The sequence below is a fragment of the Halosimplex aquaticum genome (assembly GCF_028747785.1).
Classification (GTDB): Archaea; Halobacteriota; Halobacteria; order Halobacteriales; family Haloarculaceae; genus Halosimplex; species Halosimplex aquaticum.
In genome coordinates, this window is record NZ_CP118158.1 from 3,723,590 (window position 1) to 3,738,273 (window position 14,684).

General features: G+C 56.9%; 7 protein-coding genes. All 7 read right to left on the reverse strand.

Annotated features, from left to right (window positions below; all coding sequences use genetic code 11):
* Nucleotides 1-98 precede the first annotated feature (98 nt).
* Nucleotides 99-5,588, reverse strand: a complete 5,490-nt coding sequence (locus PSC72_RS18490; protein ID WP_274322900.1) for a DEAD/DEAH box helicase — start codon at nucleotides 5,586-5,588, stop codon at nucleotides 99-101.
* On the reverse strand, nucleotides 5,585-6,361 hold the full coding sequence (locus PSC72_RS18495; protein ID WP_274322901.1) for a hypothetical protein: 777 nt from the start codon (nucleotides 6,359-6,361) through the stop codon (nucleotides 5,585-5,587). Before PSC72_RS18495 ends, PSC72_RS18490 begins: the two co-directional genes overlap by 4 nt.
* Nucleotides 6,361-9,399, reverse strand: coding sequence for a myosin/kinesin family protein (locus PSC72_RS18500; RefSeq protein ID WP_274322902.1), 3,039 nt, complete (start codon nucleotides 9,397-9,399; stop codon nucleotides 6,361-6,363). The genes PSC72_RS18495 and PSC72_RS18500 overlap by 1 nt, the downstream gene beginning before the upstream one ends.
* Complete coding sequence (locus PSC72_RS18505) at nucleotides 9,396-10,298, reverse strand: hypothetical protein (protein WP_274322903.1); 903 nt, start codon at nucleotides 10,296-10,298, stop codon at nucleotides 9,396-9,398. Before PSC72_RS18505 ends, PSC72_RS18500 begins: the two co-directional genes overlap by 4 nt.
* A complete protein-coding gene (locus PSC72_RS18510; RefSeq protein WP_274322904.1) occupies nucleotides 10,291-11,121 on the reverse strand; it encodes a hypothetical protein in 831 nt (276 codons plus the stop codon). Before PSC72_RS18510 ends, PSC72_RS18505 begins: the two co-directional genes overlap by 8 nt.
* Before the next feature lie 56 nt (nucleotides 11,122-11,177).
* Nucleotides 11,178-14,324 carry a UvrD-helicase domain-containing protein gene (locus PSC72_RS18515; RefSeq protein WP_274322905.1) on the reverse strand — a complete coding sequence of 1,049 codons (3,147 nt, stop codon included), beginning with the start codon at nucleotides 14,322-14,324 and terminating at the stop codon, nucleotides 11,178-11,180.
* A gap of 105 nt (nucleotides 14,325-14,429) precedes the next feature.
* Entirely contained in the window at nucleotides 14,430-14,684 is a 255-nt protein-coding gene (locus PSC72_RS18520; RefSeq protein ID WP_274322906.1) for a hypothetical protein, read from the reverse strand.

Below are 14,684 nucleotides of genomic sequence, written 5' to 3' on the forward strand. Positions count from 1 at the left end.
AGCAGATCCACCCCGCAGTTTCCTGAGAGTCCTCCATCCATGCAACCCGTCACAGGCGACGACTCGCTCTATAGCCGTTCAGTATTGCGAGGATTTGTTCAGTCTTCCTGACTCAGTTGTATGGGTCCAGATACGTCGCTAACACTTCTCCTGTCGAGTGTCTGGGGGTCGTTCCGACGATCGCAGCCGTATTGGTAGACGCACAACGGGCACCCGCTGTCACAGTCGCACTCGAAGTGATCCTCGATCAGTTCCATGGCTTCTTGGAACTGGGGGAAGGTTCCTTCGTCTTCTTCCACGAGGATGCGAGAGATTTCAGCTCCGCCTTCCTGGGAGTCGAACACGTAAACGACGTCGTCTTCAACGCTTTCACTGACCTCCCGGATGTCCACGCCGCCGAGGTACTGGAGACTCACACGAAGTCCGTGAGCGAGCGTGTGTTCCGCCACGTCCGATTCCAGGTTCACCTCTATGCCCTCGGTGGTGTACTTGTGTCCCAACCGGACGAATTCAGAGGGCGAATCAAAACCATCGGGGTCGTGTCCGGAATCGACAGTACACCTCGCTGACTCCTCGTCTCGGACAACTACCCCCGGACACCCTTCAACACCACAACGTTCGAAGAGAGACTCTTGAGCGTCAATGGCGCCATTCGTGTAGCGTGCACGATATCCCGTCGCGTGAACCAGTACCTCTAATTCGCCGTACCGGAGGGTGCCTATTTCGTTCCCCTCAGCGTCTTTTAGACTGAACTCGCGTTCAGAATCAAATGAAAGAATGCTCGTATCTCGATCCGAGAACGTGCTCTGTATCCCTGCGTCGCTCTCGGAGTGAATCTCTCGCGCTTCGAGGCCGTCGTCCGTGGAGACGGCTAAATCTTCCCGGAAGGCTTCGACTGAGTCCATAACTGCCAAGCGTCGCTGCTTCAAGGGTGCTTCGGCATCGCATTCCTCACACTCCTGCTGGCGCTCTCGGTAGGTGGCGTGGCAAGCGGGGCAAACGTACTCTTCCCCGTAGTCCACGGTTTCATTCTCCGTGATCTCTTCTTCGAGCGTTTCCGACGCGTAGTCGTCGTAGTTCACTCTGGACACTACGTACGTTTCCCCGTTATGGAGGTACGCGGCTGCCGGGTGTAACTCGTTCATCGCCATCCGCATCTCTCGGCCTCCGTCTCCGTCACCAAGCCGCCGACGTTCGTAGTTTTCCTCGATGAGCGTCAGGCCGACAGACGTGGAGATGTTCCGCATATTGAACGCGTACTTGCTCTGTCTCGATCCGCGGAGGAAATCCACGTAACCCTCTGAACGAACATCCGCGAGATGGTCCTGAATTACCTGTTGGCGGTCTCGAACGTCGTCAAGCTCTGACCGGATTCGCGTTATCTCTTCGTCGTCAGCGGCTCCCCGTAACTCCTGATTCAGTTCGCGCTCCCGCTCAGATAGCTCATCGACGTTCTCGTATAATTCGTCGGTATACTCCCGGTAATGTTCGATGAACCGCTCGGTGAAGGACGAGATTGCATCTTCAACTAGATGGCCGTACTCGTCCGACGCCGACTCGATCCTCCCTCCACAATCGGGATCCGAGCACCTGGCCGGGCTGGTGGTTTGGTCATACTTTGCGCCACAGGACACGCAGTAATCGTAATCGAGCAGGCTTTCGAGGTACTCCCTGATGTCCTCCTCGTGGTCGTGGAGTAACGTCCCCAGAATCTGGAGTTTGGGACGCTGTGTTTCCAACTGGAGCGTCCCGTTTTCGAGAACCATTAGATGGGTGAACTTGCTGTATTTCTCACCCTCGTCGGGGTCTCTAACGAAGTTGTCGCCCCCTTCGATACGGGCGTTCCGCCCCTCGTGTTGGACGTCCCAATCTACTGCGAAGTTCGCAGCGATGTAGTCCAGGACGGCCCAGCTCAAGGACACCCGTAGAACTTCCTCGTTGTGTTCGTTGAGCGGGACGTCCTTCGGCGATGTATCGATCAAATCGACCGGTTGCTCGTAATAGTAGTAGTCGATCGGGTTGCGCTGACTCACGCTGTGGACCAGAGCTGATTTCGACCGTCGCCCCGCTCGTCCGACGCGTTGCAGGTACGCGTTCATATTCGGCGGGGTCCCGAACAGCAGGAGTGAATCGAGCGCGCCGATGTCAACCCCCACTTCCATCGTAGGTCCGGAGGAGAGGAAGTGAGGGTGCTTCCCCTCCTTGAATAGGTACTCTATATTCCTCCGCTTTTGCTTCGGTGTCGTCCCGAGATACGTCTCGCTCAGGAGGAACATCGGGGGGACGTAGCCGAGCCGGTACGCGCGATAGTTGAATCGCGGATGATTCAGGTCGCGTTGTTCATCGAAGGTAGTGTCGAATTCTACAGCCTCGTTGGGTACGATACCGAACCTCCGCTCTAGGGAGGAGTACGTCGCCTGGTCGTACGGATGATACTGGAGGCCGTCGTCCCGACCAGAGACAGTGACTTCGAGGGCGGCGGGATCGAACGACACGTAACCCTCCTCGGCGTCGTAGGCAAGGATACCTTGTTCTGCGAGCGTATCAACGGCACGGGTAGCGTTATCTGCCCCACTGCTCTCCCGGAGATTATCGATTCCAATGTCGTTGCCTTCGTCTACTACAGCTCTGAGGACTGCTCGCTCATCGGAAGACAGGTCGTTCGTTTCGCGGAGTTTGACGTCGAGGACGCCATCGTGAACGAGCGGGGGGTTCCGTTCGCCGAAGCGACCGCTGTAGGTATGAGGGATTGCTCGGCGGAGTAGTCGGTCGCGCAGGGCTTCCTCCGGGCTCCACCGCCGGCGAGCTCGCCCTTTCAACTGGCTCCGTAGAGACACCTGTCCTTCGGAGACGTCTCTCACCTCCGAAAGGGACTCTTCGAGCTGGTCGAGGCGGTTACCTACCGTGTCGAGTACTTCATCGAGCGGGACCCATGAGTTCTCGTCCTGGTTCGAGACGACTCCGTCGTAGAGGAGTTGGTCGAGAACTGTCTCGGCCTCGGGGTCCTCGAAGTCTCGACCCAACTCGTTCATATCCCGGTGTGAATCGGCGAAGGACAGCATCTTTGCAGATTCGAATCCCTCGTCAGCGGCCACTCCTCGCAAGAGATACTGGGACGTCGTTACAGCGAGGTTGTTCGGACTGCGCATCAGTTCCGAATAACGCTGTCCGCGCCCACTGATGCTATAGGACGTGCCCGCGTGGTAGCAGGGTACTCCGGTTCGGAAGTCCGTCGGACTGCGTAGCTCCCCCGTTCGGTCGAACATGTGGTAATTATCCGGCTCGAAGGTCTGGGCCATCAAGTCTGGATCGTCGCAATCGCAGCTGTGTCCGGGAATCAGCGTCGTTTGGCAGTTCTGGCACTCCGATCGCTCCAAAACCTCGTAGAGTCCAGCCTGGGCAAATGTTCTGGAGCCGCAGTCACACGTTCCCGGAGGCTGGGCCTCGAAATAGAGTGCGTCGCAGTCGTCCTTTCTGCATACCCAGGGGAGGAGGTGCGTGTTCACCACTACCTCACCGCATTCACATTCGATCCCGCCCGCTGGGATTCGCTCGTAGGAACGTCCACACGACGGACAATCCCCTGCCTCGGGACGGGTCTTCAGGTGTCGGTTCTCCCCACCGCAGTTCGAACAGTTTGAGGAGATAGTCAGTTCTCGTTCGCAATGCGGATTTGTACAGACTGCGACGCCGCCGTCAGTCCGAACAGTAGGCGCGTCGCATGCGGGACACGCGCTCGTTGTGCTACGCTTTTCGACGTGACCGCAGGAGTCACATTCAAGATACGGACGGAAAGTCACGCGGAGCATTCCTACCTCTTCGTCCCTAGCAGCGGAACACCGCTGACACTCTCGGGACGACTGCTCGACTCCGCCATGCTCGGTGGGCATGTACGATTCCAACTGCCCGCATCCGGGGCAGTACCAACTCATCAGTGACTCTTCCGCGCAGTGATTACAGTAGGTAGACCGCGTGACGAAGCGATCACCGCATTCACCACACGTGTCCCGTGGCGACCGATAGACGGCATCGCAAGTCGCACAGCTATAGAACCCGTCCATCGGCCATGAGAAGAGATGGCTTCGATTTTCGAGGAGGCCAGAGAACTCGCCGATCGTTCGAAAGTTGCTGAGGAGCGTTTCGGCGTCGGCCTCATCCAGCCCGTATTTCGCTTGAATGTCCGAGAGGAAACTGTCCCGCGTACGGGGCTCCTCGTGGAGATCAGAGTGTAGCTCCTGAATCGCTCTCACGACCCGGCTACCTGGATTTTCCCGAGTCAGATAGTCGAACAGTTGGTCGCTAACCGCGTCTGCAAGTTCGTTATTACTGAGGCTCTTGTGGTCTTCGACGAGGAAGGTGGAGTCGCCGAAGGCGTTGGGCGTTGCACTCGGCTCGCGCCCCATCTTTATCAGATCCTCTTCAGAGATGTCGGAATCGATGAGAGTAGCAGGAAGTCCATTGGGAGATTCGTAGTTCAGCTCTCGAGAGTCTTCGTCGACGTGCTCAATACTACCGACTCCACTGACCTTCCTGAAGAGTTCGTCGTGATTGCCGACAGTCGCACTGCTGGCAATCACTTGCAGGTCGTCGCTTCCGAACCGCTCTCGGCGAAGAGCACGCATCCGCTTGACGAGCATCGAGGTATAGGAGCCGAACAGGCCGGAGTACGTGTGGACCTCGTCGAACACGAGGAAGTCCGGTTCGTAGAGGAACGTGTCGTGTTCGTCCGGGGCGTTGACGTTGATCGCCTTGAGATTGATCGTGTCAGGGTTCGTGAGAACGATGTCTACGTCGCCGCGAAGTACGTCGTTTTTCGTCAGGTGAATGAATTCGAGCGGGACGTCGTCAACGCACTTCGGCTTCTCCGGCTTGACTGTGAAACGACCCTGATCAGGTTCCACGCGGAGGCTCTTTCCGCAGGTCCGGCACTTCTCGAGGTCTTCGTTGTATCCCGGGCACTCGAAGTACTTGAACGACGATCGCAGGTACCCTTCAGCTCCGCTCTCGCTCGTGTCTCTCGGCGTGTCGCCGTCGTAGATTCCGACTGTGATGCGTTTCCGCTTCGGAAGGTGGCGGTTGATCTTGTAGAGGTACTCGATTAACCGTTTCAGTTGGTCCTGAGCGAGTGCTTTGGTCGGGTAAATCAGGAGCGCTTTGACACTCTCGGGATCACAGTCTTCGATTTCTCCTTCGCGGGCCCGCAGGATGTAATCGAGAATCGGAATCAGCCACGCTTCGGTCTTTCCACGGCCCGTAGCGGCGGTTATGAGTGCGTTCTCCCCCTCTGTAATTGTCTCGACGCTGCGCTCTTGGAAGTCGTAGAGCCGTTCGAACCCAAGCGAAGAGAACGCCTCGATAATCCGGGGATGGAGTCCCGCATCTGCTGCGAAGTCTTCCCACGGCCGCTCACTCCAGTTCGGAATGTCGAGGGCCTGGAGATAGGGTCCGCGAGAACCGACGAACGGGTCATCCGAATCCGTGGTCTGGAATCGCTGATGAACGTTCCGCGCGGCGTTACCGAGGTCGCCGAGCAGGTATGCCTCGTAGGCGTCCTTGATCTGTTCTGCGCGGCGAGCAGGATCGTTCATCGGGTATCGATCTCCATTCGGATTGCCGATTCGAGGTCATCGACGCCTTTCATCTCCTTGATGACCTCGACAGAGAGTTCGTTCAGACGGACGCTACCCTCCTCCGCGAACCGCTTGAGTATATCCATGGCATCCTCGCTCAGTCCGTGTTCCTCCTGGAACGAATCCCATCCGTGCTTTCCGGCGTTCTGTTCCCACTTATCGGTCAAGTTGTTCCACCGGGACTCCAGAGACGATAGGGTTCTGTCCTCGTCCCAGATTGAATCGTTGAGGAACGCATTCATGTCCGATAACACCTCCTCGAAATCGCTCCCGGCACCCCCGATGATCTGATTGAGGTCACGGGCGGATTCGATTTCCCCTTCCCACTCCCGCTGGTGTTCTCGAATCGCGTCTATCGTCTCGCTCCGAGCATGACGAACTACCTCTCGAGCGTCCTCGACGCTCTGGAGGATTTCATTCGTCCGCCTGTCTTCGGCCGCACTGAGCACTTCCTCATCGGTGATGTCAGAGACCTCACGGACGCGACGGACCGCCCTATCTACTTCGTCGAGGCGGTCGTCGCCGAAGACGCTCGTTAGCACTCCGTCGTAGAAAAGCAGGCCTTCGACGGACGAGTCGAGACTGTTGAGTTCCCGCCCCAAATCCCCGATGTTGTCCTTCGCTCGCCGGATCTCCGCTTCCAGATCGTTGGCCCGTTCGGCACGATCCGCTTTCTCCCCGATCTCCTCGATTTTCCGCTCGAGTTCGTCCTCGAACTGAGATTCGCTCATTACTGGACACCTCCGATAGTCTGCTGGACTGAGTCGCGCGCGTCACTGAACACCTCGAACTCTGTCGAGGACTCGACCTGATCTCGGAAGTCGCCGACTTCGCTACCTTCGGCGTCTTCCAACGCCTCGACCATCTCCGCAAAGACCTCGTACACTTCCCACGCAGCGCTCTCGTTCAGACTACGCTGATATTCGTGTAGAAGAGCGATCGACGAGATTGCGTCGTCCGTCTCCGCGTCTTCGATTTCATTGAGAGTTGACCGGAAATCTCCAAGACCGAGGTCACTCTCGGAATCGTTCAGTAACTGCCCGACGTCCCCCCATTTCTGACGGTGGGTGACGTTGAGCGGCCCCAGCGCGCTTTCCATTTCATCGTAAAGTTCAGCTAATTCTTCCTGAGTATGGCTCAGGTGGTGGAACCTCCGGTAATGGTCGGTTGCCTCCTGGAGATCTCCGACGTCCACTTGCTGTTCCACCTTCTCCAGTTCCCCCGCTAGGTCGGAGAAGTCCTCTACAATCTTCCCGAAGCGCTTCTGAGAGTTGTTTCGAGTCGTCCCGATTCTGTAGGCGTCCGCTAAATCATCGACGCTCGTCGTACTTAGACCGCTCAGGTAACTGTCGAGATTCTCGGACACGCCGTTGATGGCTTCATTGAGGCGCTCGTAATCCACTACGTTCTCTTTCAAGAGGAAGAAGCCTCGTGCGAGGCTTCCGATGTCTCCCGTGTGATTGGAGGCCCGCTCGAAAGCGCCTTCGAGGCCCTGTGGGAGTCCTATCCCGACGTCGGATTGGTAGCTGAGGGGGGACGTCTCCTCCATCTGGTACCCCTCGAAGACCAGTTTGGGCGAAAGATCGGTTTTCCCCTTACCGATATTCATCACCAGGAAGTGAGCAAGGACGACGAACTCCTCTATAGTCATCTGCTCGGGGAGGTGGCCTTCGATGTCGCGCCGCATCCGACTCCGATACTCCACGACCTTGTCGGTCGCCCAACCCCGGAGTTTGTCGAAATTGGCGTCGTCTTCAAACGAGTCCGCGTACCCGTGGTGGAGCATCTGACGGTATAGTTCCTCATTTTCCGTACCGTGGGGTACTTCGAAACTCATCGACGCCGGCGAGTCGGCACCTCGTATAACCACGGGCGGCTCTGACCCCCGGTCGAAATAGATCCCCGTGGTGTTCCTCGCCGTGGAGTTCTCGTTCGCAAGTCGTGTCGGGTCGTGCCACCTCTCCAGCGTGGCCACCACGCCGTCTCGGAACCGATCCGCGGATGCGTACTCCGTACCGTCCATCAGCCAACTCTGGAACTCCCGGTAGTCCTCTGGCGGAACTTCAACTTCCGGTTCCGGACCCGGACGTCCTTCTTCATCATCTCCTTCATCCCCATCTTCGTCCGTCTCTTCCTCCACCTCCTCCGATTCATCTTCCTCCGGTTCCTCGTCGGCTTCGTCTTCGTCATCGGTGTCGATGCGCTCGGAGGTCGGCTCAGCTCCCGGTTCGCGCTCGATGACAGTCACGTCCCCCGCTGCGAAGCTGGTGTCGAAGAAGACGTTCCCGTCTTTTTCCGCCGCCCCGTGCGTATCAACTCCAAACGCGTCGAACACCTCGGTCGGAAGCCAGAGCTGTCCCCGGTGTTTCAGTGCGTACCATTGAGTCAACTCGAGGCACGGCGTAGAGTGTTCGTTGATTCCGATGAGGTAAGGGCGTTGGCGGATGTAGGAATTGTTCTGTACTGCCTCGAACGGAGGCACGTCCGAGGTCAGGCATTCTGCGATGACGTGGACGAGTAAAATTCGCGGCGTCTGCTGGAGGTTGCCGTCCTGCACGAGGTTGGCATAGACGTGTCGGATGAACGCTTCGTTGAACGGGTACACCGAATCGAACGCCTCTTCAGGCACCTCGGCACTCGCTTCGGAGTGTTCCTTGATCGCGTCGAGGTACGCCTTAACGAGGACGACGGGAGCGCTCTGCCCTTCGAGGAAGTAGGCCTGACCGTTGTCGTCGGTCATGCTGAGATATCCCTGAGTCCGCTGTTTCATGTAGGTCAACGAGTCTTCGCTCGTCGATAGCGCGTCGTCGATATTCTCGCGCTCCCACCCCGTCGTCCATCCCATAATGACGTCGTAATGGCCGCTGGACAACTCGAAGATATGGTCCAACAGATCGTCCTTGAGCACGCTGAACGTGGTCAGGTCCTCGCAAATCAGAACCGGACGCTTGCCCTCTTCGACGTAAGCTTTGGAGATGTCCTCTAACTCGCGCTTGAAGTCTTCGATGCCGATGTTCCGGGTCAGCAGATCGTGAACAGCGCGGCGAACTACGGGATAGACGTCGTCCTCTCGCTTGGTTTCCCCGAACGCGCTGAAACAGATACGTCCGTAGTCCTCGCGGGACAGCAGGTACTCCTTGATGTCCTGCTCTTGGCCTTCCTTCTCCACGGACTCCTGATACTCCTCGATATTCTCGACGAGAATGGTTCTGAAATCCTCCGCATTCGAACGGGGTTCGAGGAATTCCTCCAAGTCGAAGCTTCTGAGGGCGCCCTGTCCTTTGTAGAACGTGTGGAGTCCCTGGATGATGAAGTCCGCGACGTCTTCCGGGTTCAGCGAAGAAATGTCGTTGACCTCTTCGTATTCTTTGTCGATGGGGTCGTGGAGGATCTCCAGAATCTCGTCTAGCCTGGTGTTGCTCCTGGAGATGTGGATTGCGACGTGTTCGTCGTCGGTCCCATCGCTCTCGCCGTAACCGTTGATCTCGTACTCGAGCCACTGGCAGAGATGGCTCTTCCCGCTCCCGACCTCACCCTTGACGATGAAGATGCGGTTGTCGTCTTCGAGGTCTGAATCCAGAACTGCGTCCCGGAACTGGGACTCCGTCACGAAGGCGTCGTCTCCGCTGTGGGGGCGCAGTATCTCCGCCCGTATCTTATCTATCTCGACGTGGGTCTCTCGGAAGACCTTGGGAGTCTTCTGCTGTGACTCCGGTTTGATGAAATCCTCTACGACATCTCGGTCCCAGTTGCGAACCATTTGAGTCATGCTTCGTACCTCCGTTCCGACCTTTCGAGTGGGTGCCAGTACGAAGGTCTGTCTGGCGCAGCCTCGATCGTATAATCGGCTGGCGTCTGACTGTTATCGATGCTCATCGGAAGGTCTACGACTTCACTCCGGTCGGACATCCCCGTGAGTGACAAGGCACCGTCCGCGACGAGGCTCTCTAGGACATCGGCAACCCCGACGTGAACTGCCGGTTGTCCTCCAGTCCGACTGAAGACCGGGAAGAAATTCCCGTCGATCCACTCCAGAGCGGATAAAACGCTATCCCCGTTCGCCCGGTGACGTTGATGGTGGAACAGCAGTTCGTGAAGCACTGCTCTGCTCGGGGACAGCAGTATCTCGTCGTGGTCAGAGGAGAACGAGAGGCCTCCGAGAGGCGCGAGGAGATTCGCCCACATCAGTATTTTCTCCTCCCTCCACTCGAGGTCGTAGTCGGTCTCCCGATCGACCTCGATCACAAGGTCGTCCACGGAGACGCGACGAACCCCGTAGTGCCCCACGTCTGCTGAGATCTCCTGGACGGCGACCTCGTAGATGGCGGCGAGGTGGGATTGCTTTCCTGTCTGCCGCCCTATGTGATAAAGGAGCCTCGGTTCGAACGTGAGTTCAAATTCTGGAAAGAGATCCCGATTCATCGGGTTGAGGACATCTTGTCCCGTCTGTTCCACCATGTCCAATGTCCGCAAGAACCGAAGGCAGTTGTCGATGTGGTCTGTTTCGAGGCCCGACGAGCGTGGACGGCCAAACCGGTTTTCGATCTGTGAAAACGGAGTCATGGGGTCAATATCGGTATAAATCGACCTGAGTTCGGCCCCACGAACCGTCCCGTAGCCTGTCAGGAGCTTTTCCGGTTTCGACGTGTTGTATTCGTAGTCAGGCATCGGCGTACAGTTCTGCGTTCTGTTGGCGTCGTTCGTCGAGACGATCCGTTCTAAACTGACACTGTGTGAGCATCGAATCCATGTTGTTCGCTATTTTCTGAACGTCTCCTCGTTCCGTCCACGAGCGTAACGCCTCCCGGATTCGTTCCGTGTACCTGTCGAGAATTTCCTGTAGGTCGTGCTCGACGAAGTAATAGAGCGGGTCCCAGGCCGGACTGTTCGGGGGCGCATTCTCGTAATCGAATAGTTCCGGAAGAGTGCTGGCTGGCGCACCAACGGCGTTGTGACAGTCCGAGATCTGGTGATAGTAGAGGTTTTTGGAGCCCCGGTTGGTCGAGACAGGTAACGCCGAATCTAGGTTGTCTCGGATATAGCTCGTTACCCGCGACTCGTAATCGATTCCCTTGTTCGGCGTGAACTCATCCACGAAGGAACGCTCGGTCGTGTATGCCGGTGTCCGTGGTGCGTTGGTATCAGAGACGACGATGTAGGTGTCGTCTTCTGATCGCTGCTTCAGGAGCGACCGAACGAGGTGTTGTTCGCCGTATTCGGTCAGCCCCTCTTGGCTCACGACGTGGACCAATGGGAACTCTATCTCGTGAGGATCTACATCCTCCGGATCAAAGTAGGTGTACGAAACTGGCTTGAAATCGTTGTCCCAGAGGTCTGTGTGTATGATCCTGTCGTATCCGTGCTCTATCAGCAATGGGAGGCAGCGTAATTGAGCTCTCTGCTCGTGGGAATGCTCACCGACGTACGGATCTCGAATGACGATGAGTTTCGCATACGTCTGGCCGGTCAGCGAGGAGAGCCCTGATTCCACGAGTTGTGACAACCCGCGGTCACCTGATAAATGTATTGGAGGGATAGACCTTCGGCCTACTGCGAGCCATGGTATTCAGGACGGGCGGGACAGTTCCAGCGTAAATCACACTCGGAACAGGTTCCCTCAGATGGCGCGTCCGCGGGAGAGATGTCGAACCAATCGCCGCCTTTTCGATCCTGTTCGATGTCATCTACGGTTTCTTCGAAAGCGGAGAGTGAACTCTCCACTGAGCCCTCTTGGAAATTGAGTTCGAATACCGCGTTGTCTCGATCGTCTTCCCCCAAAAAGTAGATGACTCCCCTCTCGGGATATTCGCCCTGCTGATAGCGGTATAGTTCCGCATAGGTGTTCAACTGGGCTTGGTAGTCGTTCAGCTCCCGACTCCCGTCCGGCCGTTGTCCTGCCTTGTAGTCCCAGATCTCGTAACCGTCTACGTCGTCCCCCGCGAGAACGTCAACGACCCCTTCCAGAACGAAGTCATCCCGGTTGCTTTGAAGGCGGTGTTCGGTGTCAACGACTCGCGGGTAGAGCCGCTCGCCTTCCTTCCTGTTGAAGCGTTGGATGTACGAGAGGGCAGTGTCTTCGGCCTCTTGGCTCATCGGATAGATATTCCGGGCTTTCAGCGCTTCGGCCACCTCGCGGAAGTACGTGGCAATCTCGTCGTCGGTTGGAATCGTGCCTTCGTCGATGTCCTCGATTTCACCCGCGTAGTGTCGGTGTGCTCTATCCAGCGTTTCGTGGACCACTCGTCCGAAGAAGAGCTGTGTGACGTGGTTGGGTGCGAAATCGAGTTCGTTGTAATACCCGTACTGGCGCTTACACCGGCGGTAGGCTAGGACGTCACCGGTGATGCTATACCTGCGTTTCAGTCCGACGTCGCTGTGGGGGCCAACACTTCCTCCCACCAAGTTGAGGAAGTCGTCGGCGGATTCGATTTCTCTGGCCCCTGTGAACCAGTTCTCTGTTAGAGGGTCCCCTTGTTCGGTATAACCCAGGGAGAGATCAGTCATCGCCCCCTCTTGGTCAAGTAGAAGTAGGTCCTCCTCCGCTCGGGAGTACGCCACGTAGAAGCGGCGGATCTCGTCTCGATTGGCTCTCTCGTCAGTAGTTCCAGTCGGGTGTATGTCGGCATACGGCTCTAATTGGTCCTCCAGCCAGTAGGTGCCGCCCGTCCAAGGTTCGCTGTCCAGGTCACTGACGAAGGTTACCGGGAATTCGAGGCCCTTGGCCTGGTGAACGGTCATCATCTGTACGAAGCCGTCCGGGATCTGGTCGTGGGGGTCCTCTGGTTCGTCGAAATCGGATGCCTCCAGGTATCCGCAGAACACGTAGTAGAACGAGCCGAGGAATTGGGTTGACACGGACAGCGTTCTCGAAGACTTCTGCATGTGTTCCGGGCCGGTGATACTGGCGAAGGAGTCGAACAACTTGGAGAGGCGACCGAGCCTCTTCCCTCGCTCCGGGCGATCGGGAGTCTCGATCCAGGTCTGGAATGGCTCGAATGAGAGAATTCGGTAGAGCAGTTCGAGGACGGTATACCCAAGAGATTCGCTGTCGCTTGCACGTCTGAGTTCGCGCCGCTTCCTGCGGACGTAGTTGTCCAACTCTATCGCATCGTGGTAATCAACAAACTCTTCGAATTCCTCGTGCCAGTCCTCGATCTGTCCCTTGACTCGCCCCATAACGCGTGCCGCTTCCACTCCCTCCAGTTCGGGGTCGAGACAGCGAATAACAGCGCTCAGCGCGAACCGGACTTCCTCCTGTTCCAGGAACGCCTTGTTTCGGGGATTATGAACGGGAATGTCACGTTCCCGGAGAGCCTCCGCGTATTTGCCGGCCCATCGGGAGTTCTCCTTCGTGCTCTTGAAAAGGAACGCAACTTGGCTGTAATCCTCGATGTACCCTTCGTCGTGGAGCTCTTTGACCAATTCAGCCGCTGTTTCCGCGGAACGTTCGTCACTGTTACCGATCAGAAGCGATTTGACACTCTTTCGTTCCCCCGTCTCCTCACGGCCTACGTCCATCGGCTCTTTGTTCGGAGCGCGTGCCCCCTCTCGCTGCATGAGAGGGAACTCGTTCATATATCGGTTACACCAGTCCACGATATCTTCCGTAGAGCGGTAGTTTGTGTTCAGCTGCTCCCGCTGAACGGATTCACCAAATCGCTCCTCAGCGCGCTCCGGGAACTGAATCAGGCACTCCACGGTACCGCCCCTGAAGCGATACAGAGCCTGGTCATCGTCACCGACAACGGTTAGATTCGGACTATCGAGCTCCTCCGTCAATCGGAAGTAGAGCTCTTGCTGAAGCGGATTCGTGTCCTGGTACTCGTCAACGAGGATGTGTTCGAGAGGCGGGCGCTCGCGCTCCGGTTCCCCTTGAATGAACCGGCTGCCGGCCTCGCTTCCTATGAAGTCGATGAACCGCTCTAGAAGGCGGGCAAAGTCACATCGGTGATTCTCCTGTAGAGTCTCGCGGTATCGCTCAAGTCCCTCAGCACAGACTCGCCACTCGGGTTCCGGAGCCCGACGCAGAGCCTCCGTGTCCGCCAAGTACTGGGACACCCGATTGAATATCTGAGAAGCGGCATCGGTCGCCTGCCACTTATTGGGGCCGTACTGAGAACTGACGCCGCGCGGCAGCACCTTCTCGAAAAACTCCCACGCGTCTTCCGATAGTTCGTCCGAAGAGACCGTCTCCCAGTTCTCTGCGTCGGCATTCCCTTGGAGAACGGACACGAAGTCACAGTTGTTGTACATGAAGAGCTGCTGACCGTCTTCGTCGAGGAGTTCTGTATTCGCGTAGGCGGGATACCGATACTCCTGCATTAAATCGTTACAGAGGGAGTGAAGGGTCCCGATGTGGATTTCGTTGACATCGACGTCGTCCTCGAATCCGAATCGGTTCAACCGGTCAACAATCCGCTCTTCCAGGTTCTGAGCGGCCTTCTCGGTGAACGTCGTGAGGAGGATACTTCCCGGAGCGACGTCGTCAACGAGAAGGAGTTTGAGCGTCCGCGAGATCAGCACCTCGGTTTTTCCGCTCCCCGGTCCCGCAGTAATCCAAAGCGGCCCGTCGCCCGCGAGTATCGACCGCTCTTGGCTGTCGTTGAATTGCCAGTTCTCGTCATCGAATCGCTCTCTGTTCGCTTCTTCCAGTAACGAGATGAAGGTGTCCTCAGAAAGCGGAAGAGATGGCATGTGTCAACTCTCTTTAGCCGACCAAATAAGTATGGCGTCGAGGTTCTGAGAGCTCACTTACTGACGCCCCGCTAGGTCCCCATCTGTAGTGACCCAGCAGTAAACCTACTCACTCCAACACTGAACCGATTCATCCTCTATCTCGCAGATGAAAAAATCCTCCTCGGGATACAGAATGAATCGATCCTCGTCGTCGTTTTCAACGTAGTCTACGTCATCTATAACCCAATCAGAGCCTTCATTCCCTTCCCAAGTGTAATAGTTCGGCTCGCCCTCTACAGCAAAGTCGAGGATACCGGAGCCGCTCCCTAGGATATGTTCCACTCGCTCAAGGCGGGACCTCTCTGTTATTCTGACCAT

Excerpts from the sequence above, each read along its gene's own strand:
- PSC72_RS18505 (WP_274322903.1), bottom strand. The coding sequence starts at position 10,298 with ATGCCTGACTACGAATACAACACGTCGAAACCGGAAAAGCTCCTGACA.
- PSC72_RS18495 (WP_274322901.1), bottom strand. The coding sequence starts at position 6,361 with ATGAGCGAATCTCAGTTCGAGGACGAACTCGAGCGGAAAATCGAGGAG.
- PSC72_RS18500 (WP_274322902.1), bottom strand. The coding sequence starts at position 9,399 with ATGACTCAAATGGTTCGCAACTGGGACCGAGATGTCGTAGAGGATTTC.
- PSC72_RS18490 (WP_274322900.1), bottom strand. The coding sequence starts at position 5,588 with ATGAACGATCCTGCTCGCCGCGCAGAACAGATCAAGGACGCCTACGAG.
- PSC72_RS18515 (WP_274322905.1), bottom strand. The coding sequence starts at position 14,324 with ATGCCATCTCTTCCGCTTTCTGAGGACACCTTCATCTCGTTACTGGAA.
- PSC72_RS18520 (WP_274322906.1), bottom strand. The coding sequence starts at position 14,684 with ATGGTCAGAATAACAGAGAGGTCCCGCCTTGAGCGAGTGGAACATATC.